This is a genomic window from Methanothermococcus sp., assembly GCF_015523155.1.
In the GTDB taxonomy this organism is placed as follows: domain Archaea; phylum AGJL01; class Methanococci; order Methanococcales; family Methanococcaceae; genus Methanofervidicoccus.
On sequence record NZ_WAKW01000003.1, the window covers coordinates 55,739 to 77,871 of the forward strand.

General features: G+C 30.2%; 22 protein-coding genes and 1 CRISPR repeat array. Of the genes, 9 read left to right on the forward strand and 13 right to left on the reverse strand.

Going from position 1 to position 22,133, the window contains the following annotated elements; genetic code table 11:
• Positions 1-29: 29 nt before the first annotated feature.
• The gene (gene ftsZ / locus F7B34_RS01120) at positions 30-1,124 is read left to right on the forward strand and encodes a cell division protein FtsZ (RefSeq protein WP_292459625.1); all 1,095 of its coding nucleotides are present in this window, start codon (positions 30-32) and stop codon (positions 1,122-1,124) included.
• A gap of 87 nt (positions 1,125-1,211) precedes the next feature.
• Positions 1,212-1,724, forward strand: a complete 513-nt coding sequence (locus tag F7B34_RS01125; protein WP_292459627.1) for a helix-turn-helix domain-containing protein — start codon at positions 1,212-1,214, stop codon at positions 1,722-1,724.
• A gap of 24 nt (positions 1,725-1,748) precedes the next feature.
• Here the strand turns inward: F7B34_RS01125 and F7B34_RS01130 are convergent, their stop codons facing one another.
• The 4 genes from F7B34_RS01130 to F7B34_RS01145 all read right to left on the reverse strand — a co-directional run bounded on the left by F7B34_RS01130 (position 1,749) and on the right by F7B34_RS01145 (position 5,852).
• Entirely contained in the window at positions 1,749-2,939 is a 1,191-nt protein-coding gene (locus F7B34_RS01130; protein WP_292459629.1) for a chloride channel protein, read from the reverse strand.
• 33 nt (positions 2,940-2,972) lie between these two features.
• Positions 2,973-3,758: an SAM-dependent methyltransferase HcgC family protein gene (locus F7B34_RS01135; RefSeq protein WP_292459631.1), complete on the reverse strand. Its 786-nt coding sequence runs from the start codon at positions 3,756-3,758 to the stop codon at positions 2,973-2,975.
• Between the two features lie 4 nt (positions 3,759-3,762).
• Entirely contained in the window at positions 3,763-4,263 is a 501-nt protein-coding gene (locus tag F7B34_RS01140) for a FeGP cofactor biosynthesis guanylyltransferase HcgB family protein (RefSeq protein ID WP_292459634.1), read from the reverse strand.
• A gap of 83 nt (positions 4,264-4,346) precedes the next feature.
• Complete coding sequence (locus F7B34_RS01145) at positions 4,347-5,852, reverse strand: phenylalanine--tRNA ligase subunit alpha (protein WP_292459636.1); 1,506 nt, start codon at positions 5,850-5,852, stop codon at positions 4,347-4,349.
• A gap of 199 nt (positions 5,853-6,051) precedes the next feature.
• On the opposite strand from F7B34_RS01145, the gene F7B34_RS01150 reads away from it, so the two are divergent.
• A complete protein-coding gene (locus F7B34_RS01150; protein ID WP_292459638.1) occupies positions 6,052-7,143 on the forward strand; it encodes a TIGR01212 family radical SAM protein in 1,092 nt (363 codons plus the stop codon).
• Positions 7,144-7,193: 50 nt separating this feature from the next.
• Entirely contained in the window at positions 7,194-7,769 is a 576-nt protein-coding gene (locus tag F7B34_RS01155) for a DUF447 domain-containing protein (protein WP_292459640.1), read from the forward strand.
• Between the two features lie 12 nt (positions 7,770-7,781).
• On the opposite strand, the gene F7B34_RS01160 is transcribed toward F7B34_RS01155, so the two are convergent.
• The 5 genes from F7B34_RS01160 to mobB all read right to left on the reverse strand — a co-directional run bounded on the left by F7B34_RS01160 (position 7,782) and on the right by mobB (position 12,264).
• Positions 7,782-8,348, reverse strand: coding sequence for a GMP synthase subunit A (locus tag F7B34_RS01160; RefSeq protein WP_292459643.1), 567 nt, complete (start codon positions 8,346-8,348; stop codon positions 7,782-7,784).
• A gap of 40 nt (positions 8,349-8,388) precedes the next feature.
• Positions 8,389-9,267, reverse strand: coding sequence for a type II methionyl aminopeptidase (gene map, locus F7B34_RS01165; RefSeq protein WP_292459681.1), 879 nt, complete (start codon positions 9,265-9,267; stop codon positions 8,389-8,391).
• 575 nt (positions 9,268-9,842) lie between these two features.
• Complete coding sequence (locus F7B34_RS01170) at positions 9,843-10,943, reverse strand: GTP-binding protein (RefSeq protein ID WP_292459645.1); 1,101 nt, start codon at positions 10,941-10,943, stop codon at positions 9,843-9,845.
• Between the two features lie 160 nt (positions 10,944-11,103).
• A complete protein-coding gene (locus F7B34_RS01175) occupies positions 11,104-11,394 on the reverse strand; it encodes a helix-turn-helix transcriptional regulator (RefSeq protein ID WP_292459647.1) in 291 nt (96 codons plus the stop codon).
• A 174-nt stretch (positions 11,395-11,568) separates the two neighbouring features.
• Entirely contained in the window at positions 11,569-12,264 is a 696-nt protein-coding gene (gene mobB, locus F7B34_RS01180; protein WP_292459649.1) for a molybdopterin-guanine dinucleotide biosynthesis protein B, read from the reverse strand.
• A gap of 123 nt (positions 12,265-12,387) precedes the next feature.
• Here mobB and F7B34_RS01185 point away from each other — a divergent pair, with 123 nt between their 5' ends.
• The 4 genes from F7B34_RS01185 to F7B34_RS01200 all read left to right on the forward strand — a co-directional run bounded on the left by F7B34_RS01185 (position 12,388) and on the right by F7B34_RS01200 (position 15,486).
• Positions 12,388-13,005, forward strand: coding sequence for a cobalt-precorrin-7 (C(5))-methyltransferase (locus F7B34_RS01185; RefSeq protein ID WP_292459651.1), 618 nt, complete (start codon positions 12,388-12,390; stop codon positions 13,003-13,005).
• Positions 13,006-13,021: 16 nt separating this feature from the next.
• Positions 13,022-14,014 (forward strand): hypothetical protein, encoded by a 993-nt coding sequence (locus F7B34_RS01190; RefSeq protein ID WP_292459653.1) that lies wholly within the window; start codon positions 13,022-13,024, stop codon positions 14,012-14,014.
• Positions 14,015-14,027: 13 nt separating this feature from the next.
• Complete coding sequence (locus F7B34_RS01195; protein ID WP_292459654.1) at positions 14,028-14,330, forward strand: FUN14 domain-containing protein; 303 nt, start codon at positions 14,028-14,030, stop codon at positions 14,328-14,330.
• Positions 14,331-14,412: 82 nt separating this feature from the next.
• Positions 14,413-15,486: a nucleotidyltransferase domain-containing protein gene (locus F7B34_RS01200; protein ID WP_292459683.1), complete on the forward strand. Its 1,074-nt coding sequence runs from the start codon at positions 14,413-14,415 to the stop codon at positions 15,484-15,486.
• A gap of 6 nt (positions 15,487-15,492) precedes the next feature.
• Here F7B34_RS01200 and F7B34_RS01205 read toward each other — a convergent pair whose 3' ends face one another.
• From F7B34_RS01205 to F7B34_RS01220, 4 genes are read right to left on the reverse strand one after another with little or no spacing between them, the layout of a single operon-like run.
• Complete coding sequence (locus tag F7B34_RS01205; protein WP_292459656.1) at positions 15,493-15,882, reverse strand: hypothetical protein; 390 nt, start codon at positions 15,880-15,882, stop codon at positions 15,493-15,495.
• Positions 15,883-15,907: 25 nt separating this feature from the next.
• Entirely contained in the window at positions 15,908-16,783 is an 876-nt protein-coding gene (locus F7B34_RS01210; RefSeq protein ID WP_292459658.1) for a 7-cyano-7-deazaguanine synthase, read from the reverse strand.
• Positions 16,784-16,822: 39 nt separating this feature from the next.
• Positions 16,823-17,572 carry a formate dehydrogenase accessory sulfurtransferase FdhD gene (gene fdhD, locus F7B34_RS01215; protein WP_292459660.1) on the reverse strand — a complete coding sequence of 250 codons (750 nt, stop codon included), beginning with the start codon at positions 17,570-17,572 and terminating at the stop codon, positions 16,823-16,825.
• A gap of 7 nt (positions 17,573-17,579) precedes the next feature.
• On the reverse strand, positions 17,580-17,975 hold the full coding sequence (locus tag F7B34_RS01220; RefSeq protein WP_292459662.1) for a secondary thiamine-phosphate synthase enzyme YjbQ: 396 nt from the start codon (positions 17,973-17,975) through the stop codon (positions 17,580-17,582).
• 132 nt (positions 17,976-18,107) lie between these two features.
• Here F7B34_RS01220 and F7B34_RS01225 point away from each other — a divergent pair, with 132 nt between their 5' ends.
• Positions 18,108-20,003 carry a PINc/VapC family ATPase gene (locus F7B34_RS01225; RefSeq protein WP_292459664.1) on the forward strand — a complete coding sequence of 632 codons (1,896 nt, stop codon included), beginning with the start codon at positions 18,108-18,110 and terminating at the stop codon, positions 20,001-20,003.
• A gap of 70 nt (positions 20,004-20,073) precedes the next feature.
• A CRISPR array of direct repeats spans positions 20,074-22,132; the repeat unit is 30 nt; unit sequence ATTTCCATCCATCAATGGTCTGATTTTAAC.
• The last annotated feature ends 1 nt before the right edge of the window (position 22,133 follow it).

The window sequence follows — 22,133 nt, forward strand, 5'->3', positions numbered from 1 at the left end:
TAAAGATTAAATTTATAAAGGAGGATAATATGAGATTGGTTAGCGAAGCCTTATCAAAGAACAATAATGAATTATACAATAAACAAATGTCAAAAGATGATTTTGGAAATGCCAGTATTATTGTAGTTGGATGTGGAGGTGCAGGAAACAATACAGTTCATAGACTTATGGAGATAGGAATTGAAGGTGCGGAAACCATAGCTTTAAACACTGATAAACAGCATTTAGAACATATAAATGCAGATAAAAAGATTTTAATTGGTTCCACATTAACAAGAGGGCTTGGAGCAGGAGGATACCCTGAAATTGGAAAAAAATCAGCTGAACTAGCAAAAAATGTATTGGAGGATGTTTTAAAAAATGCAGATTTAGTATTTATTACTGCGGGTATGGGTGGTGGAACAGGAACTGGCTCTGCACCTATTGTAGCTGAAATAGCAAAAGAAAATGGTGCAGTAGTTATTGGAATGGTCACATATCCTTTCAAAATAGAAAGAGCAAGGCTAAAAAAGGCTGATGAAGGTCTTGCAAGACTAACTGAAAGTTGTGATACAGTTATTGTGATTGACAATAACAGGCTTGTTGAGTTTGTTCCAAATTTACCTATAAATGAGGCATTTAAAGTTGCAGATGAAATAATAGCCCAGGCAGTTAAGGGTATTACTGAAACCATATCTAAAAAGAGTTTAATAAATATAGACTATGCCGATGTAAAGTCCATTATGACCGATGGTGGAGTAGCAATGATTGGTGTTGGTGAAGTAGATTATGAAACAAAAGGAGATAGGGTTGAAAAAGTTGTTAAGGATACATTAAGCTGTCCTCTTTTGGATGTAGATTATAAAGGTGCCACAGGAGCCTTAATACATATTACAGGGGGACCAGATTTAACACTTGGAGAGGCTAATAGAATAGGTGAAGGCATAACTGAAAATATGGAATCCAATGCAAATGTAATATGGGGTGCGAGAATTGACCCCACTATGGAGGGCTGTATTAGGGTTATGACAATAATAACTGGTGTGAAATCTTCGAATATATATGGGGGAGGAGAAACACCTAGAAGGATAATACCCAAACCTTCCCAAAAAAATAAATCTTTAGGTATTGACTATATTGTATAAAAAATACATTATTATTTTTTATTAATTATAAATTTTTTTATATTATAATTTAATTAAAGACATAATAAAACTTATTTTTGTGAAACCATGAAAGTACATGAGAGGCTTTTATTAAGCTTGGATTCGAATAAATTCACAGATGAATTTAAAAAAATTCTATTGGAACTTAATATACCTTTAAAGGAGTTTTCTGACATATCCAAAATACCATACAGCACACTTTACAAAATAGTACAGGGGAGAGACTTTAGGGTATCTACTCTTAAAAAAATCATTGATACATTAAAAGAATTTGAAAAAGATAAAGATGAGATTGATAAAATAGCTGTGATTGCGGCTAGACCTTCATTGGATAAAATAAAAACTAAAATTTTTTCTGTAAAAGGCAAAGATTATCTATTAAAAGAATATCCTGCAAATACATTAGAAGATTGTATTACTGCATCCATACAGGCAGAAAGAGAAGGGGTCAAGGCGATAATTTGCGCTCCCATTGTAAGTTCGAGCATTGAAAAAGTTGTAAGGGTTCCTGTTGCCGTGGTCATACCTGAAAAGGATGCATTTATGAATGCCCTTGAAGTCGTTGTAAATAAAATATAAATAATTTTTTATTATTATAAATTTTTAAAATTTAATATTTTCGTATATTGTTTTCCACCTAACAAGTTGAAATCCCATTAAAGCTCCAATTGCTGAGGGTATGGCAAAGTCAAAACCAAATATTTCTGTGCATAATATTGCAGAAGCCAGCGGGACATTTGCCATGGCAGATAGGCAGGTTGCTATACCCACCACCACAAATGGTATTATAACATGGGTTCCAATAAGTGTTCCAAAAAATGCCCCGGCACAGGCTCCAATAATAATAGAAGGCACTACAAGTCCTCCGGGGGTTCCAGTTCCAACTGTAAAAGAGGTAGTAAATATCTTACTAAATAAAATAAATAGGAGCGTAATTGTTCCATATTTTAATGTTAAAAATTGATTCACCAAATCTGCACCCAAACCAAGGGATTGCGGAATGAAATATCCAATAAAAGCAACAATGCATCCACCTACAAACGATTTTAAATATTGGGGATAGGGTAGTTTATCGAAAAATACTCTTATATCATCAAATGTATGAATATATAAATAGGATATTATACCACAAAATATAGCACAGAGAAATATAGTTGGAAAATCCAATATACTAATATGATAATTAAGTAGTGTGCTAAACAATCGCACCTGTTTAAACACCACAACATAAGATAGATATCCAAAAATACTGGCCATTATTGCTGGAAAGCAAGATATGTATTCAAATCCTTCTCTTTTTATAATCTCTGCTGCAAAAACAGCAGAACCTAATGGAGCACATAAATCCCCACTTATACCCCCTGCAATACCACTTATAAGCAATGCCTTTCTATTTCTTAACTTAAATTTTTTATATATAAAATCTGCAAAGGAGGAGCTGGCTTGAATAGAGGGCCCAACTTTTCCAGCGCTTCCGCCCATGCCTATTACAATACCAGATATAACTATTTTTAAAAATCCAATAAAGGGATTTAACAATATCTTTTTGTTATATGCGTTTAAGGTCCTATCTACCCCAGAACCTTTTAAATGTGGATATTTATCTACAAAATAACCTGCAAAAGCCAATATAATTGGAATAGTGCATATATTGTTATTTGATATGGGGGATAAAAAACCAATAATCTTTGTGATGATTATGGAGCTAAGGCTCCCAACAACCCCTATCACAGCCGATATAATAGTCCATTTAAATATATGTTTAAATACATTAAACCCCTGTTTTCTATCCATATTATCCCTAAAAAAAATAAAAAATATATTAAATTATTTTATTTTTTCCACAAATGAATTGATTCTCTTCATATTTTTTAATAATATTTTATCTATTTCTGGAGTAATATCATCATCTAAACAGCTTACGGTTATTGCAGGTGTATTCAATTCACTTATAAATTTTTTAGCATCTTTCTCCTGGAAGAGTATTCCTTCATAATACTTCAAATTAGGTATGGTATAAAGCACCCCGTCGAGCTCCCTTATTTCATTACATGAATCAAGCACAGTATCAATAGTTAGAGTCATAGTTCCAGAAGTTTTTGAAACTTTTGATGACCTAAAAGTATTCAACAAACCTCTTTTTTTACCGGTATTTAATCTTTCCATGGAGTTGTCTATTTCAAAAATATCTATATCGTATGTGCATTTTGGATTTTCTACAATAAGCACATCTGGATTAAATTGTGATAGAATCTCTGGTTCTATACCACCTATTCCAGTTATATCAACAATCAAATCAGGGTTTAGTTTTCCATTTCTCAATGCTAAATTGAATTTGTTTGAATCCATAAATGTTATTTTTTCGTTTATTATTATATCTTTTAAATGTGGATAAACATCTACAAGTATGACCTCATCTGAATCTCTTATTAGTGAGTGAGCCATATAATTTCCACATAAATAAGCACCAAAAACAATAGCTTGTTTAAATTCTTGCCCCTCTAAAAAGTATTTTATGGCGTTTGTCTTTTTTTCCACAATGTCATAAATAATATCTTTAACTTTTATTTTTGATTCTATTGTTTTTACGGTTTCTGTTATACCATATTTCATATTATCACCAATGATTACCTGTAATTCCAATCCTTTTTAGTGCATCGATTAATTCACTTTTTACCGTATCTTCAATACTTTTTTTATGTATGATTGATGACGGAGATAATGAACCTGTTAATATCCTTCCTTTATTGTCCATAATCAATAACATTGAGCCAGAACCTGGAACGCCGAACCTACCTCTTGCAATAATAATATCGGCATTTGAAGTATCCGCGGCAATTAAGCCCTTATTTAATGCAGGCATCCTTGTTAAATCTGAAACTTCTGTGGGTATATCTATTTTTGATATAACTATATTCTTATTTTTTTCTTTATTTAATATCTTTAGGAGAATATCCTTTACTACTTTAAATTTTTTTGGATTGTTTGTTGCAACGACGATATTTTTTGCATTTAATATCATTTGTTTAATCAATTCAACCTCTTCTTTTTTATCTCCTTTTCTAATCCCATTGTATGATTCAACATACGCGCACTTTATAGATTCTTCAATTCCCATTTTTTCCCATTTTATAGTTTAATTATTTTTATTATATTATTATATTATAATAATTTTAAGTTGCCATATTTTATTTTACGCTTTTACTGCCTGTATTTAACCTTTTTAAGCCAGTTCAATTCATTCTTATGGAGCTCCCTTATATCAGTTAATCCCAACCTAAGCATAGCCAATCTACTCAATCCAATGCCCCATGCCAAAACTGGTTTTTCTATTCCAATGGGTTTAAGCACCTCAGGTCTGAATATTCCAGCTCCGAGAAGTTCGAGCCATCCTTTTCCTTCCAAATAAACCTCTGCTTCCAATGAAGGTTCTGTAAATGGGAAGTATGCAGGTCTTACTCTGACTTTATCAAAGCCCAATCTCCTTAAAAATTCCACTAAAATGCCCATTAGGTTATCAAAATTAACATCGTCATCCATAATTATTCCTTCACATTGGTAAAATTCAGGAAGATGCTTATAATCAATAGTTTCGTTCCTAAATACCCTATCTATACAAAATACCTTATGAGCGTGATTTTTTTCTTCATCCGATAATGAAGCTAAATATTTTATTGACGAAACGGTTGTATGAGTTCTTAAAACTGTTCTCTTTGATATATTTTCGTCAAATTTATAACTCCATCCCTTAGAAATCTTTTCACCATCGAACATGCCGTTCTCATGTATGTCTTTAACTTTTTTTAGGAGCTCAGCTGGAACATCCCCTTTGTCAGGATATCTTAAAAAGAATGTATCCTGCATATCTCTTGCTGGATGGTCTTGCGGTTCAAATAATACATCAAAGTTCCAAAATTCTACCTCAACGATAGGGTTTTTTACCTCCTTGAACCCCATCCCAATTAAAATATCCTTAACTTCATTTATTACTCTTGCCATGGGATGAATTTTTGCAGGATATATATCTTCTGTTGGAATATTCACATCATAAGGTCTTATGTGGCATTCCTTCCATTTTCCACTAATGATATGCTCTCTGGTTAATTGAGATATCTCTTCCTTTATTTCAATTGGATTTTTTATGAATTCTTTTCCTTTTTCTGTTAATTTAATTGTCCTATCGACTATTTCTTCAACTTCGATAAATCCTCTTTTTTTCAAGTTATCAATGGCTTTTGCATTATTATATTCTTCTAAATTATTATTTATTTTTATTTTTTTTAGGAGCTCTTCCTCTTCATCCATATAATCTAAATTGTCTATAATAATATTCCCTTTATCAATTTTCGCAATCTTTTTTTTCTTCAAATTTCCCAATGCAGGACTTATTTCAGATTTATCCAATATATTTCCAAGGTCTTTAATTGGTATTGAATTTATACCTTTTTCTTTTAAATAATTTGCAATTTTTCTTTCTGGAAAACCTTCATTTAACGCCTTTTCTCCCCTTTCTGTTAATTTAATATATTCTTTTTTATCCTCAATAATTTCTACCAATTCCTTTCCAGACAGCCACAATGCAGTTCTCATGACCTTTGTTTCTGAACCCATTAATTCATTTTCTGCCAATTCCTTAACAGTAATTTCCTCTTTTCCGCTATCTTGAAATATTTTCAAAAGTTTCTTCTCATCAATATGAAGTTCCATTATTTCACCAATTAAACGTATAAATTTAAAATAAATTTTAGATATATAATTTATAATATCCTTTTTATATATACATCATGTCATGTTTAAATATTATATTTACTTAGTCTATCATATATCTTTATATTATTTTTATTTTTTAATCGTAAATAGTAATATTCTTTTAAAATATTATTTTATATATGATGATGGTGATGTTATGACTGAAATCAACCATAATAACAAAAAATCTAAAAATATAGATATTAACAATATTGATATAGATAAAAGTAATATAAATTGTAATAAAATACCTTCTTCCAAAAACAAAAATATTATTAAAACTATTGATAAAAATATCATTGATAACATTTATTCTGACGGATTTCCGATAGCACAATACGGATTATATATTAAAAGAGTAAAACATTATAAAACCTTTAAAATACCTGTTGATGCAGGATTCACATGTCCAAATAAGGATGGAACATTGGATACAAAAGGATGTATTTTCTGTCCAAAGATGGGTAGACCAATAAGTGTAAAATATTGCAATACAAAATACCCATTAAAGGAACAGATTGAAAAACAGATTGAAAAACAAAAAAACAAAGGCATTGAAAAATTTTATATATATTTTTACCCTGGAACAAACACTTATGGAACCCCAAATAAATTAAAGGAACTCTGGGATTTTGCTCTTTCCTATCCGGATGTAATTGGCTTATCTATTGGAACTAGACCTGATTGTCTTGAAGATGAAAAATTGGATATTTTAGAAGATTATGTAAATGAAGGTTACGAAATATGGATTGATTTAGGAATACAGACTATGCACCAAAGAACATTAAATATTCTAAACAGAAGACATAAGGTTTCAGATACTGTAAGAACAATATTAGAATGTAAAAAAAGAGGTATTTTTGTATGCGGTCATGTTATTTTAGGTTTACCCAATGAAACATGGGATGATATGATGAAAACTGCCAAAATACTTTCTAAACTTGAGATAGATGCACTTAAAATATATCCATTGGTTGTAATCCAAAATACCGAATTGGAAAATCTTTATTGGAGAGGGGAATATAAAACCCTTGACAAAAAACAATATATTAAGCTTGTATGTGATTTTTTAGAACGATTATCTCCTTATGTGTTGATTCAAAGATTGTCAAAGGATAAAACCCCCGACGAAATAAAAATATCTCCGGAATGGAATTTGCACCGATTAAATATATTGAATGAAGTTTCAAATGAATTAAAGAGAAGAAATACAAAGCAGGGCGTATATTATCAAATTGAAAAAAACTAATTTTTTATGTTTTAGTAATTGAAATAAAATATAATAAATTTGGAGATAATATGAAATATGAAGTGGTAATAACCTCAAAAAATAGTAAAACTAATGAAGATAACAGAGCTCCCATAGGAGTATATTATAAAAATAATAAAATCCTAGTTGCTCATCTCTATGAAGGCTCCCACACCTACGAAAATTTAAAAAATGAAGATTATTTTATAATAAATATATGCTCTCCATATTTAATAGCTGAATCAGTTCTAAATGATGAGGGAAATTATGGGCATTTGGAATATAACGACTGTTTAATACCATACTTAAAGGATTCCTACAAAATATACTTGGCAAAAATAAATAATAGAAAAATTATAGAATCTAAAAATGATTATGGAAATTCTAAACTTATGATTGTTGAAAGCACCATAATTTTAGAAAAAGATTTGAAATATCCCCCATTTAAGCCCTACAATAGGGCAGTAGGTCTTATTGTGGAGATGGCAGTATTGTATTCACGATTAAATATTGTGAATGATGAGAAAAGAAAAAAAATTAAAGAAGAGATGGAAAATTATTTTAAAATCATTAAAAAAGTAGGGTCTGAAAAATATATCAATCTTGGAAAAAAATTTTTAGAGTAATCAATATATCCATTATTCATCATTTAATCCACAAACTCTACAAAAATTTTTTAATATTTCAGACCCATATTCTGTATGGGATACTTCTGGATGAAACTGCACGCCATATACTGGTTTTTCCTTGTGTTTTATGGATTCTACATCACAAATGTCAGAATATGCAAGAATTTCAAAACATTCAGGGATTTTTTTAACCTCATCCTTGTGAGATGCCCATGCAGTAAATTCTTTGGGTATATTTTTGAATAAATCATTTTTATTTTTAACATATATCTTTGTACGGGCATATTCCTCAGATTTTGCCCTTCCAACTTCTCCACCATATGCCCGGGCTATTAATTGATGACCTAAACAAATGCCCAATATTGGGAGTTTTGAATTTAAAGCAATATCTATACACTTTGATGCTTTTTCGATATCTGGACCACCACTCAATATTATGCCTTTTATTTCCTCATTTCCTTCAATTTCAAATAATGGTGTGTCATTTGGAATTATTTTTGAAGGTATATTTAAATATTTCAAACTCCTATGTATTCTATGGACATATTGACCTCCATTATTTAATATTACAATCATAACATCACCGTTATTAATATATAATATAATTTTATTATTTTTATTTTTTTGTTGTAATTTTTGCTCCATTTTCAGTAATTAAAACTGTATGTTCAGTCTGACTTACCATACCATGATTTTTCTCAATTAATGTGGGATAACCATATATGCAACCTGAGCTCATCAAATTTCTTAATCCTGCCCTATATTTTGGGTCTTCATTTGCAAGCCATCTCTCTGCAAATGGAAGGTGTGGATATTTTTTTTCGATAATCTTTAATATTTTCCTTGCAGAGGGTAATCTAAGAGGTCTTGATTTTATATATTTAAATATGTGTTTTTCATTTCCATCAAATACCCTTCCAAATCCATCAGTTGCAAAAGGTTCTATTGCCACAATATCTCCAACATCAATATAATCTTTTGATTTCTCCTTTACGTTAGGGATACTTATCCCAGAATGTAGAACATACTGTTCCATGACATGACCAGATAGGTTTGATATTGGTTTATAACCATAACTCTCAATTACTTCCTGTATAATCTCTCCCATTTTCCCAATATTCATTGGTGGTATGATTTCTTTAATTACGGTATATAGGGCATCCTCTGACGCCTTTTTTAAATCCTTATATGAGTTCGACAAATCAATTGTTATTGCACCGTCTGCTATGTATCCATCAACATGAACTCCGACATCTAACTTTACAACATCATTTTCAGAGAATACCTTTTCATCCCCATAAATAGGTGTATAATGTGCTGCAATATCATTTATGGATATATTACAAGGAAATGCCACTTCTCCTCCAAGTTCTCTTGTCTTATTTTCAACATATTCGGCTACATCGTAAAGTTTGGCATCTGGTTTTATAAGATTTACAGCCTCTTCCATTATTTCAGCGTGGATTTTTCCAGCTTTCATTAGTTTTTCAATCATTTCAGTTTCTTTATCCTCTTCTTCTACTACTATTCTATTTTTATTACTGATTTCCATTGTATCATCTATTTTTTATATTTTTTTATTTTCATAATTAAGTTATATTTTATTTTTTTCATTATATAATTTTATTTTATTTAATTTTAACTTATTCCACAAGAAGTCCCTTCTGTTATAAATCCTTCGGATTTTAACTTCGTTTGATTGTAATATCTCCTCGCTTCGCGAAGATAAGAATTAAAAAATCCTTCATTTCACTTACAAAGTAAGCAAGCAAAAATCGAAATCTCCGATTTCGAGCTACAAAACTCGAAGAGTTTTGTTTAAACCGAAGGTTTTTCTAATTAGCATTGAACAATAGTGATGAAAACTTAAAAGTTAGTTTTAGGTCTCCACTTCGCTACTGGGGGATGAAAGCCGAAAATTATTTATATAACTATTCTCACAATATTTATTGCTACCGAAAAGAAAAGGTAGCCTAGGGCTGGGACAGTCCGAAGTGACGCCTGTGGAGACTACGGGACAGGCTGGAAGCTTCGTCCGTAAGGACAGTAATTCACTGAATATATTCCATTTTATGTTCTTTTTATAACGATTGTAAGTATATCTTCATCTTCCAATACATGATTAAGACCTACCCTTTGACCAGGATATTTTGCAGATTTTCCCCAAACAAGCGCATACCTAAAATTCTTTACAAAATCTCTGTGGAGTTTATTACATATATCCTCAACAGTGGAGCCTTTTAAAATAATAAGTGGCTCGTCAAGGTCAGGTTTTTTACCCTGTGGTTTTAAATAAACCTTCATAAATCCAAGGGTATTGAAAATATTTTCTTTTAATTCTTCAATATTTATATTTTTATAACCTGAAACAAGAATATGTGGTCTATCCTTTAAAACTTTTTCAATTCTTTGAATATGTTCTTCATTGGCTAAATCCACCTTGTTCACAACAACAAGAGATGGGATATATACTCGATTTGCACTAATCACATCTATAAATTGGTCTGTTGTAATATCATCCCTTATTACAATATCTGCGTTATGTATCCTATGTTCGTGTAGAATTGCTACAATTGTTTCTTCGTCTATGTTTGTTAAAGGAACTGTGGTATTTATATTAATTCCACCTCTGTCTTTTTTTACAATCTTAACATCTGGTGGTCTTTGGTCCAATCTAATACCAACATTATAGAGTTCCCTTTCAATTACTGGAATATGTTCAGGTGAGAATACATCAACAACAAGCATTACCAAATCCACATTTCTAATGGCGGCTAATACTTCACTACCCCTACCTTTTCCAAAGGCTGCACCAGTAATAATACCTGGGGCATCTAATACTTGTATTTTTGCTCCCTTATATTCTAAAATACCAGGAATTATTGTTAATGTTGTGAAAGCATAAGCTCCAACTTCTGAATTGGCATTTGTAATTTTGTTTAGAAGTGTAGATTTACCAACAGATGGAAATCCTACAAAAGCTACTGTGGCATCCCCTGTTTTTTTAACCGCGTAAGAGTACCCTGTTCCCGTGTTTTTTGGTTTATTTTGCATATCCCTTAATTTTGCAAGTTTTGCTTTTAATATGCCAATATGTTTTTGGGTAGCTTTGTTGTACTGTGTATTTTTTATCTCGTCTTCTAATTTTTTTATCTCTTCTTGAATACCCATAGTTTCACCGATAAATAATGTATTATAAAATATTTATATCTATTTTTATAAATTAAGATTTTATTTTAAATTATTAGGTTATTTTGGAAATAAAAAAAATTTAAAATATATAAAAAATTTAAAAATATTTATAAATTATAAATAATAAAAAAAGAAAAGATTATTTATTAATCATCTCATCTATTGTGGAAATTATATCCTTAACTTTTGAATTTACTATATAATAGTGGTTCCAAGTCCCCTCTTTTCTAGCTTTTATTATACCGGATTTTTTTAATATATTTAAATGATGAGATATGGTTGGTTGAGGCTTTTTTAATTCATCTATAATATTACAAACACACATGCTATCGTTTTCACTTAATAATCTCAATATCATTAATCTTGTTGGGTCAGCAAAGGCTTTGAAAATTTCAGCCATATATTCATATTTATTTTCATCTACAACCATTTTATCACCAAAAATTAGGTTTTTAAATTTATTAAATATTATATATAAATATAACATCCCATCTTATATTTATATATTTTTCAATATGTATATTTAATTATGGTAATTATTGCAATGTATGATATTTATAGATAACGATTTTTATAAAAAAATATAAATTTAAAAAATAAATAATCAAATTTTTTTAATATTTATAGAGATATTTTTTGGCTCATTGTCCACTCCCTTTAATGAACTTATAATACCTTTTAGGGTGTTTTTAATTATCTGTGAAACAAACGGATTTATAGGAATGGTTTTTCCATCAACTATCATTTCTACACCTGTTGCCATTACGCACTGGTTCCATCGCAGTTCCCCACTAATGACCTTTTCTACAAACAACTTACAGTTATATCCACAGTGACCACAGTTTAGACTGTATGTTGGGACTATACTTTTTTCAAGCACCTTTTCTACAACTTCATCAATATTGTAATTGTAATCTTTAATCATCATAAGAGTTTGAGAATCTAAGAGCTCAGAACCCTCATCTCCTTTTACCATAAGTATCTTTGGAATATTTAATTCTTTTAATTGCTCCTTAAACCCTTCTATTATAACAAATTCATTATTTAGTTTGGAAAGTATCCCATATAAATTCATTTTATTATAAAAGAATACAGTTTTACTATTGTCTGCTAAAATAGACACATTTGAATAAAGTTTAAAATTGTAGGAATCTGTTCCTTCCTTATCAACTTCAACGTCATGGAAACTATGTTTTACAGCGGCTACATCAATATTCATATCTTTTAATTTCTTTAAAATGTTGCATATAAGGGTGGTTTTCCCAGATTTTTTCGGACCAATTACTCCAATAACTCTCATAGTATCACATCAATTATTATAATATTCATTTAACAATATTGATATATAAAGTTTTTTAATATAATTCACTGCATACTTAAATACAATAATAATTAAAATAAAAAAATTAAATATGGTTAAATTATGATATATATTGTAGGAATAGGTCCAGGAGATAAAAAATACCTTACATTAAATGCAATTGAAATCGTGGAAAACTCCGATATTGTAGTTGGTAGTAGCAGAGCGTTGAAGTTATTTGATATTGAAGAAAATAAAAAATATATATTAACAAAAAATTTGGTTAGGGAGTTAAAAAATATAGTTAGGAGCAATAAAGATAAAAACATTGCAATATTATCCACAGGAGACCCATGTTTTAGTGGATTATTAAAAACAGTTTTAAAATATAACATCGCAAAAAAGGAGGATATTAGTGTAATCTCAGGTATATCTTCTGTTCAAATTGCAGCTTCAAGATTGAAAATTTCGTGGGAGGATTACCATATTTTAACACTTCATGGAAAGGAGGAAAATAGAAAAATCCTTCTAAACCTAATAAAAAACAACGAAAAAGTAATATTCCTGCCAAATAATCTAAAAGAGGATGTAAAATATTTAATAGACAATGGCATAAGTCCCAATAAAAAAATAATAGTTTGTGAAAACCTCACATACAAAAACGAAAGAATAATATATGATGAATTAAAAAATATAATAAATATAGATTTTTCATATCTATGTGTTTGTGTTGTGAAATAATATATTTGGTGATTATATGAAAAATATAAAGAAAATCAAAAAAGATTTTCTAAATACCTCGTTGACTTCCAGGGTAAAAATAATATTGATGTTTGGGATTTTATCCATTATGGTATGTTCAGCCAATGCCGAAGAAGTTGCTAAAATTGTAGATAACAGTCCATATCCTAACTTTATATATACCGATAATTCTATGGTATCAAAAATAACAAGCAAAAACTCAGAGGAAAATATACCATCGTTCTTTTTTTATTTTATAAATGGTGTATATATTAATTTGGAAAATACTGAAGAAATTGCCATTAAAACTCCACTTTGGTTTTTAGGAATACTGTTTAAATCTAATAATATCAATCCTGAAAATGGATATATTTTTATAAATTCCAAATATATAAAAAAACCAGATAATAAATGGGTAAAATATATTGCACCAAGTAATGTAATATTATATAGCAATAAAAGTGCAGTATGTATGAATGCATACGATAAATATATAGGTATGAAGATAGTCACATATAAGAGCGATGATCTTAAAGAATTGATTGCTGGATTAAAGAGTATCAATGGTATAAAGGTTATAAATTCTAGTGCTGAAACTAAAAATAATATATTAATAGGTAATTTAAAATTAAAAACAAATATATCTAAAATTATGGACCTAACTAAATTCGATTTATACTATGTTCCGCTCCATGTTGAAGTTAAAGGCTGGAATAAAAAGGACCAAAATACTTATACAGATGGATATAACATCATGCAAATATATAAATTGCCAATAAATAAAGAAGCTATGAAACATATAATATGTAATAAACTTAAAAATCAAAGTATGGAGTTAGTTGATGAAACACATTACAATGGATGGGATGTCGAGGAGTATAGGTACAAAGATAGTATTGTAGGAGAGCAATATGTATGTTTTAAAGAATTTGAATATGGCTCTATCTGTGCAATAACACAGAATTTAGAAAATCTTAACGATATAACTATATCAGAAATAAACCAATAATAATGGTGATTTTATGGATATAACTCAATTTTTACCAGATTTGGGAACTGGATTTATAAGTGGGGCAATTATAGGATGGGGCATTAAAAAAGCCATAAAAATTGTAGTAGCACTGGTAGGTATATATTTTTTAAGCCTTTTATATCTTGCAAAACTCGGAATAATATCTATAAATAAGGAGGCATTTGCAGCACTACTTGGAAATGTAGAATCATCCATAATATCTTATGGTAGCCAGTTTGTAGGTATTATACATTCGTTATCCTTAGGCACGGGATTTGTAGCAGGTTTTGCGTTGGGGTTTAAAAAGGGATAATTTTTATTTTTTTAAGTAGATTGTGGATAATTATAGTATATAATTTATTTTTTTATAAACTTAAAATTAAAGTGAAATTATGTTGAAAGTAAGATTGAGAGATTTTGTAGAAACAGAAATTGGATATTTTGCAGTAAATACCTATGAACATCCAAAAGACAGGGTTTTTGCTTTTTTAAGGTATTTAAACCTTGATGCAGTAGATGACGATATAATAACCAAATACAATTTAAATAGGAATGATATACGACGACAGATGAACGGAAATAAATATATAAAAATAACAGATACAACAAAAACATACAATATTTTAAAGGATTATTTTCCAGAATATTTATTTTACGATGAAACAAAAGACATAGTATTACACGCAGTTCCAAGGGAATGTATAACCAATATATTAAGTCCAAATGATAGATTAAAGGAGATATTGAACGAACAAAATAATGAATTTGAAAAAAAATGTAAAGATTTGGCAGATGAACTTCATGCTTATGGATTAAACTATAAATATATGGGAGTTTCAGGTTCAACAGTGATAAAATTAAACAACGAGGGCTCAGATATTGATTTTGTTATATATGGAATGAAAAACCACAAAAAAGCAAGAGGTGTTTTAAAAACGATTTTTAATAAAAAAAAGGATAATATTCATCCATTGTCTAATGATTTTTGGAAAAAGGCATACAACAAAAGAATAAAAGACGGCACCCTTTCATATGATGAATTTGTCTGGCATGAGAAGAGGAAATATAATAGGGGAGTGATAAATAATACAATGTTTGATTTACTTGCTACAAGAGATTGGAATGAGATAAACTCAAAATATGGAGATTATAGTTATAAAAATTTAGGATTTATTAAAATTGAATGCGATATAATTAATGACGATTATATATTTGATAACCCTGCAATCTACAAGATAAATAATGTTAAAATTATAAATTTGAAAGAAAAATATAAATTGAAATTGAAACCTGAGGATATTAAAGAAATAGTTTCATTTACTCATACCTATGCAGGTCAGGCCTTTAATGGTGAAAGAGTAATTGCAAGAGGAAAATTGGAAGGTGTGAGCTCACCCTATGGAGACTATAAAAGAATCGTTGTGGGCACTTCGAGAGAGGCTTTTAATGAATATATTAAATTAATATAATTTATATTATTTTTCTTTTTCCCTTCCACTTCTATATCCGAAATAGAATCCTATGATTGTTGATACCACTCCAAAGAAGAAATTAATAATATCCTTATTATTATCTATTAAATTATCCTTTGTTAAAACAAGTAGTATAATGATTATAAAAACACTGAAAATGGCACCTGCAAGAGCTCTCCTCATTTCACCTTTATTCAAATCTCCGTTATGTGCCCACCCCAATGATATTAACCAAAATAGAATCATCAATGGTATAAATAACACCCATATAAGATATAAATTATTATATGCGATTATTAAAACAATAATGGTAATCATACCTGCAAAGAATATAAGAGTTGAGATTATCGCAAAAATATATTCCATATTGTCATTTTGGTCTTTTTTATCCATGATATCCCATTATATTTATCTATCATCATATTTTATATAAATCGTATAAATATTTCTTTATTATATCTATATATTCTTTTTTATAGGGAACAACCATTAATTCCTTTGAAGGAAGTTTTATGGATGCCCTAAACCCGTGTTTTCTTGCTAAATCTGTGATTTTTTTATTGCAGATGTATAAATCATCTAAAAGTTCCTCAGTTATTGTTGTATCGTAGTCGCAGTACTGCAATGGGCAACCTTCCCTCCAATATCCGAATTTATCGCCGACTTCATGGATTCTTTTTATCTCTATTCCATAATAATTTTTGAGTTTAATAACATCGTCATAACTACATCTTATAAGGGGTCTAAAAAACATTTTATTATATCTTTTTGGAACTGGGGTGAGCTCCATTTTATCAAATTTTTCTATGCCGTATGTCTCCCTTAAATATTGAAATATGGGTCCTGAAATCTTTTCAAGTGCTGTATCCCCAGTTAGTATGATTTCCGCACCTTCCTTCTTGGCTATTTCCATCATTTTATCCTTCATTATGTTCTTGCAGATTCGGCAGATGCTTCCCCCCTTTGCACCTTTTGTTCGTTTTTTCAAATCTTCGGTTATGTCGTAGAACAGTATGGGAATATTTAATTCATCGGCTATTTTTTGAGCCTGTTCCTTAGCCAAATTCCAGCTCCATTTATGGACAAAATGAATACACAAACAAACATTTAAATCTAAATCCTTTGCAATGTAAAGTGCTGTTGAGCTGTCCTTTCCACCACTGAGCATAGAAACTATTTTTTTATCTTTAAGCTGGTTTTCTTTAAAATTCTTTATTATATCTCTTTTTAACTGATTCAAATCTTTTAAATTTCTTTTCTTTCTTGTCCAGTCGGTAAATAAGAATTTTTCCATGGTATCCACAATTTTATGAATATTTTTATTAATGATATATTATTTATCTTCATCAATAATTCTTTCAAAACCATTATATACTACAAACCTGTTTTTTCGGGCAAAACCTATTAATACAATATCGTTATTCTTTGCGAGCTCTACACCTTTATCTGTTGATGGGGATTTTGATATTATTGCGGGTATTTTGGCATTAACTGCCTTTTTTACCATGACATAGGGCTGTCTTCCGCTTGAAACCAATATTTTATCGTCCAAATTTATATTATTTAGAACTCCATAACCTATTACTTTATCAACTGCATTGTGTCTCCCAATATCTTCAATGGTGATTATTTCCTTTCCATTTAAATCAAATAGACATGCCCAATGAGTTCCACCTGTTATTTTCCATACTCCTGTGATATTTGACATATATTCCATGATTTTAAAAATGGTTTTTAGAGGTACTTTTATGTTATTCATGCTATTGGAGCCATTTTTATCGTTGTTATTGTTTTTATTATTTTTATCATCATTTTTTTTAGATTTTGACATTTTCGATTCGTTAGTTATTACTATTATTTTATCGTTATCGATATGAACATCCTTAATATCCCCTGGTTCTAAATAACCCTCTGAAATAACATAACCTGCCCCGAGCTCCTTTAAATCCTTGGGTGATGACGTCATTTTTTCTATAAATTTATCGTTAATATATAAATCATAATTTTCTTCAATGCACACATAGTCCTCCTTATGACTTGAAGAGAGCTCATCCCAGTTTAAAGTTTTTACCTTTTTTATCATAATATCATTACTCCATCATTTTAACATAAAATGTTCTGTTTCTTGGTCCGTCAAATTCGCAGAAATAAATGCCCTGCCAAGTTCCAAGTAATGGTTTTCCATGTGATATTATTACAGTTAATGAGCTCCCAAATAGTGAGCTCTTAATGTGGGCGTCTGAGTTGCCTTCCAAATGTGTGAAATTATAATTTTTTGGTATCCTATCATTTAAAAATTTTAGAATGTCTTTTTTAACAGATGGGTCGGCATTTTCGTTGATTGTTAAACCTGCTGTTGTGTGCGGGACATATATTACGGCAATTCCATCGCTGATTTTTGAGTTTTTTATGGATTCTTTTATATAATCTGTAATATCAATCATTTCTTCTCTTGAATTTGTTTTTATATTGTGTTTAAATAGCATGCCATCACCTAACAATCTTTATGAATTTTAAAATAATTTAAAATAAATATATAAATCATATTATCATATGATATTGATATATTCACTATTATAAAATTATCTTAAAATTTATCGTATAAAGTGAGGGAGATTATGATTGTTAGTGAGAGTTTAAATTTACAGAATAAAAAAATTACCGTCGATACCTGCATAGTCATCGATGGAAAAATATCGGAGCTCATAAAAAAGGACGTAATAAAGAACAGCAAAATCATTATTCCAGAGGCGGTAGTTTCAGAGTTGGAAGCTCAGGCAAATAAGGGTAGAGAAATAGGGTATTTAGGTATAGAGGAATTAACAAGATTGGTGGATATTGCAAAGGAACATAATATTGAAATAGAATATTATGGGAAGAGACCATCAGTGGATATCGTTTCACTTGCAAAAGCTGGTGAAATAGATGCTATGATTAGAAAAGTGGCAAAGGAAACAAACTCTATATTACTTACAAGTGATAGGATACAGCACAACCTTGCAAGAGCTCAGGGCATTGAATCCTATTATTTAGAAGTTGAAGAGGAAAGGGTTGAATTGGTTTTAAAGGATTATTTCGATGAAATAACCTCTTCCATTCATTTAAAAGAAAACTGTGTTCCTTATGCAAAAAAGGGAAAACCAGGAGAAGTTAAACTTGTTCCAATTGGCGATGAAAAATTAACAAGAGAAAAGATGGAGTATTTAATTGATAATATATTGAAATACACTGAACAAAACAATGGATTTATTGAAATTCAGAAGAGGGGTGCCACAGTAATTCAACTTGTAAACCTGAGAATATCAATAGCAAGACCTCCATTTTCAGAAGGGCTTGAAATTACCGCAGTTAGACCGATTACAAAGGTTTCTCTTGATGATTATAAATTATCCGATAAGCTTTTAGAAAGGTTGAAGGAAAAAGCAGAGGGAATTTTTGTTTCTGGAAGTCCGGGAAGTGGAAAATCGACATTTGTATCGGCATTGGCAGAATTTTACTGTAATAACAATAAGATAGTAAAAACCATGGAGAGTCCAAGAGACCTTCAAGTTGGAAAGATGATTACGCAGTATGCACCACTTGAAGGTAATATGGAAAACACCTGTGATATTCTATTGCTTGTTAGACCGGATTATACAATATACGATGAGGTAAGAAAAACAAGGGACTTTGAAATATTCGCCGACATGAGAATGGCTGGTGTTGGAATGGTTGGGGTAGTTCATGCCTCAAAACCAATCGACGCCATCCAGCGTCTTATTGGTAGAGTAGAGCTCGGTATAATACCTCAGATAGTGGATACTGTAATATATATAGAAAATGGACAGATAAAAAAGGTTTATGAAGTGCATTTCACTGTTAAAGTTCCACACGGTATGAAGGAGGCAGATTTGGCAAGACCTGTAATTGAAGTAAGAGATTTTGAAACAAAAGAGCCAGAATATGAAATATATAGCTATGGTGAGCAGGTAGTGGTCATGCCTATAAAGGAAGAGGGAGCATCTAAATCTCCAATTTACAAATATGCAGAAGAAAAAATAAAAGAAATTTTAATGAAACATTTGCCGAGAAATATTGGAAAAGATATAGATGTTAAAATTAATGACGACAACATTATCGATTTAATTGTTCTTGAAAAATATGTTCCTGCAATTATTGGAAAAGGTGGAAAGGAGATAACAAAGTTGGAAAATATATTGGGTCTCAGAATAAATGTTGAAAGAAAAAGCATGAAAACTGATTTTGAAGAAGAACCTTTTGAAGAATATGAAAAATACGAATTTGTAAGTGATTATGAAACCACAAAATTAACAGAATCCAAAAAACATATTATTGTAGATGTTGGAGAAGAGTTTATAGGGGCAAATATTAAAATATATGTTGATGGAGATTACCTCTGTAATGCGACAGTAGGTTCAGGTGGAATTGTTAAAATAACTAAAAAAACAGGTATAGGAAAGGAGCTTCTAAATGCCATGAAAAAAAATAAAGATATTTATGTAGAAATCGATTAATTTTAGTTTATTTATATTTTTAACATTTATTTTATTCATAAATGGTCGATTTTAACATTTATTTATCTGAATTTCCATCCATCAATGGTCTGATTTTAACGGTATATGGGGTATACAATTTAGGGTAGTAGGTGAAAACCAATTTCCATCCATCAATGGTCTGATTTTAACTCTTGCCGGATATTTGACCCAATACCATTTATCTATAATTTCCATCCATCAATGGTCTGATTTTAACTCTGAGTTCATACCTCAGCGGTGGCAATGATAATCATACCATTTCCATCCATCAATGGTCTGATTTTAACCTTACTTTGAAATATGACACCATATAATTAATCACCTAATTTCCATCCATCAATGGTCTGATTTTAACTTCCTAAGCTCCCCCTCTCGCTATAATAGCGAGAAAATTTCCATCCATCAATGGTCTGATTTTAACGTCTTTTTCAGAGTAGAAGGAAAAAATCACAAAGAGATTTCCATCCATCAATGGTCTGATTTTAACATCATCACATCTATGCAGTTAAGCCTGCAAGGTTCATTTCCATCCATCAATGGTCTGATTTTAACGACAGACAATAATTACCCCTTAATTCCGTGATGAGGATTTCCATCCATCAATGGTCTGATTTTAACTTGAGGGTGAGGAATATAGTCTAGCTATTTTATCTTATTTCCATCCATCAATGGTCTGATTTTAACAATTAAAATTAACAGAATTTTATAATAAATATAAAAATTTCCATCCATCAATGGTCTGATTTTAACGAAAGAATAGACGCCCTCAGAAATGAAGTGCTCAATGCACTTCATATTTCCATCCATCAATGGTCTGATTTTAACAAAACTATGGAATTTAGAGTTCCGCCGACCTATGAATTAAAAAAATTTCCATCCATCAATGGTCTGATTTTAACACAACACTTCCAATTCCTGATATTACACCAGAGATTATATTTCCATCCATCAATGGTCTGATTTTAACGGTTTTGAAGCCTTTTAAAAGACTTCAAAATACAATTATAATTTCCATCCATCAATGGTCTGATTTTAACTAGTGATATTAACTTTCTTAATACCGATATACAAAAATTTCCATCCATCAATGGTCTGATTTTAACTGAACGTAATATATACGGATAGAGGAAATATAAAAGGATTTCCATCCATCAATGGTCTGATTTTAACAATAATGCTATTAACATTCTTAATACCGTCATACAAATATTTCCATCCATCAATGGTCTGATTTTAACTTAAATATTTTTGTAAATATAACTATCGAAAAAATTTCCATCCATCAATGGTCTGATTTTAACGATTATTCAATAAATTACAAACTGTTGCAGTAATCGCATTATTTCCATCCATCAATGGTCTGATTTTAACAGTTTGATATCATGTCTTGCACTAATGATTGAAGTGCAATTTCCATCCATCAATGGTCTGATTTTAACTAGCATAGTTGGACAAGATTTCAAAGTCTTTCTGAGTTCCCCCATTTCCATCCATCAATGGTCTGATTTTAACTTAATGTATTGGAAATACTTCAATTCATTAATTAGATGATTTCCATCCATCAATGGTCTGATTTTAACTTGCTATAACCACCACGACATTTGTCATGAGTGATTTCCATCCATCAATGGTCTGATTTTAACGGATTTAAAAATCCCTCTTAATGTCTCCCATCCTGGATTTCCATCCATCAATGGTCTGATTTTAACATGGGATTAGTTTAAAATGTTTATTTCTAATAGAATTTCCATCCATCAATGGTCTGATTTTAACCCTAAATCTACATATACGAGCATTAATTTAGACACATTTCCATCCATCAATGGTCTGATTTTAACAGCTATCATTAAGAGAGCTTGTATTTAAAATAATATAATTTCCATCCATCAATGGTCTGATTTTAACGATGTTTCTTATTGCGTATCCTCTCGTCTCTAATTCCATTTCCATCCATCAATGGTCTGATTTTAACATAGCGACACCCAAATTCTTGTCAGAGGAAGAGACGGCATTTCCATCCATCAATGGTCTGATTTTAACGTCATTTCTTCTATGTCCAATAGCTCGTCAATCGTCAGATTTCCATCCATCAATGGTCTGATTTTAACA

What these genes read in the sequence shown, in the direction of transcription:
- F7B34_RS01220 (WP_292459662.1), bottom strand. Translation starts at nt 17,975, where the DNA reads ATGCTATTTAAACACAATATAAAAACAAATTCAAGAGAAGAAATGATT.
- F7B34_RS01190 (WP_292459653.1), top strand. Translation starts at nt 13,022, where the DNA reads ATGAAAAATATAAAGAAAATCAAAAAAGATTTTCTAAATACCTCGTTG.
- F7B34_RS01185 (WP_292459651.1), top strand. Translation starts at nt 12,388, where the DNA reads ATGATATATATTGTAGGAATAGGTCCAGGAGATAAAAAATACCTTACA.
- F7B34_RS01170 (WP_292459645.1), bottom strand. Translation starts at nt 10,943, where the DNA reads ATGGGTATTCAAGAAGAGATAAAAAAATTAGAAGACGAGATAAAAAAT.
- ftsZ (WP_292459625.1), top strand. Translation starts at nt 30, where the DNA reads ATGAGATTGGTTAGCGAAGCCTTATCAAAGAACAATAATGAATTATAC.
- F7B34_RS01140 (WP_292459634.1), bottom strand. Translation starts at nt 4,263, where the DNA reads ATGGGAATTGAAGAATCTATAAAGTGCGCGTATGTTGAATCATACAAT.
- F7B34_RS01135 (WP_292459631.1), bottom strand. Translation starts at nt 3,758, where the DNA reads ATGAAATATGGTATAACAGAAACCGTAAAAACAATAGAATCAAAAATA.
- F7B34_RS01195 (WP_292459654.1), top strand. Translation starts at nt 14,028, where the DNA reads ATGGATATAACTCAATTTTTACCAGATTTGGGAACTGGATTTATAAGT.
- F7B34_RS01130 (WP_292459629.1), bottom strand. Translation starts at nt 2,939, where the DNA reads ATGGATAGAAAACAGGGGTTTAATGTATTTAAACATATATTTAAATGG.
- F7B34_RS01205 (WP_292459656.1), bottom strand. Translation starts at nt 15,882, where the DNA reads ATGGATAAAAAAGACCAAAATGACAATATGGAATATATTTTTGCGATA.
- F7B34_RS01210 (WP_292459658.1), bottom strand. Translation starts at nt 16,783, where the DNA reads ATGGAAAAATTCTTATTTACCGACTGGACAAGAAAGAAAAGAAATTTA.
- mobB (WP_292459649.1), bottom strand. Translation starts at nt 12,264, where the DNA reads ATGAGAGTTATTGGAGTAATTGGTCCGAAAAAATCTGGGAAAACCACC.
- F7B34_RS01225 (WP_292459664.1), top strand. Translation starts at nt 18,108, where the DNA reads ATGATTGTTAGTGAGAGTTTAAATTTACAGAATAAAAAAATTACCGTC.
- fdhD (WP_292459660.1), bottom strand. Translation starts at nt 17,572, where the DNA reads ATGATAAAAAAGGTAAAAACTTTAAACTGGGATGAGCTCTCTTCAAGT.
- F7B34_RS01145 (WP_292459636.1), bottom strand. Translation starts at nt 5,852, where the DNA reads ATGGAACTTCATATTGATGAGAAGAAACTTTTGAAAATATTTCAAGAT.
- F7B34_RS01175 (WP_292459647.1), bottom strand. Translation starts at nt 11,394, where the DNA reads ATGGTTGTAGATGAAAATAAATATGAATATATGGCTGAAATTTTCAAA.
- F7B34_RS01155 (WP_292459640.1), top strand. Translation starts at nt 7,194, where the DNA reads ATGAAATATGAAGTGGTAATAACCTCAAAAAATAGTAAAACTAATGAA.
- map (WP_292459681.1), bottom strand. Translation starts at nt 9,267, where the DNA reads ATGATTGAAAAACTAATGAAAGCTGGAAAAATCCACGCTGAAATAATG.
- F7B34_RS01125 (WP_292459627.1), top strand. Translation starts at nt 1,212, where the DNA reads ATGAAAGTACATGAGAGGCTTTTATTAAGCTTGGATTCGAATAAATTC.
- F7B34_RS01150 (WP_292459638.1), top strand. Translation starts at nt 6,052, where the DNA reads ATGACTGAAATCAACCATAATAACAAAAAATCTAAAAATATAGATATT.
- F7B34_RS01160 (WP_292459643.1), bottom strand. Translation starts at nt 8,348, where the DNA reads ATGATTGTAATATTAAATAATGGAGGTCAATATGTCCATAGAATACAT.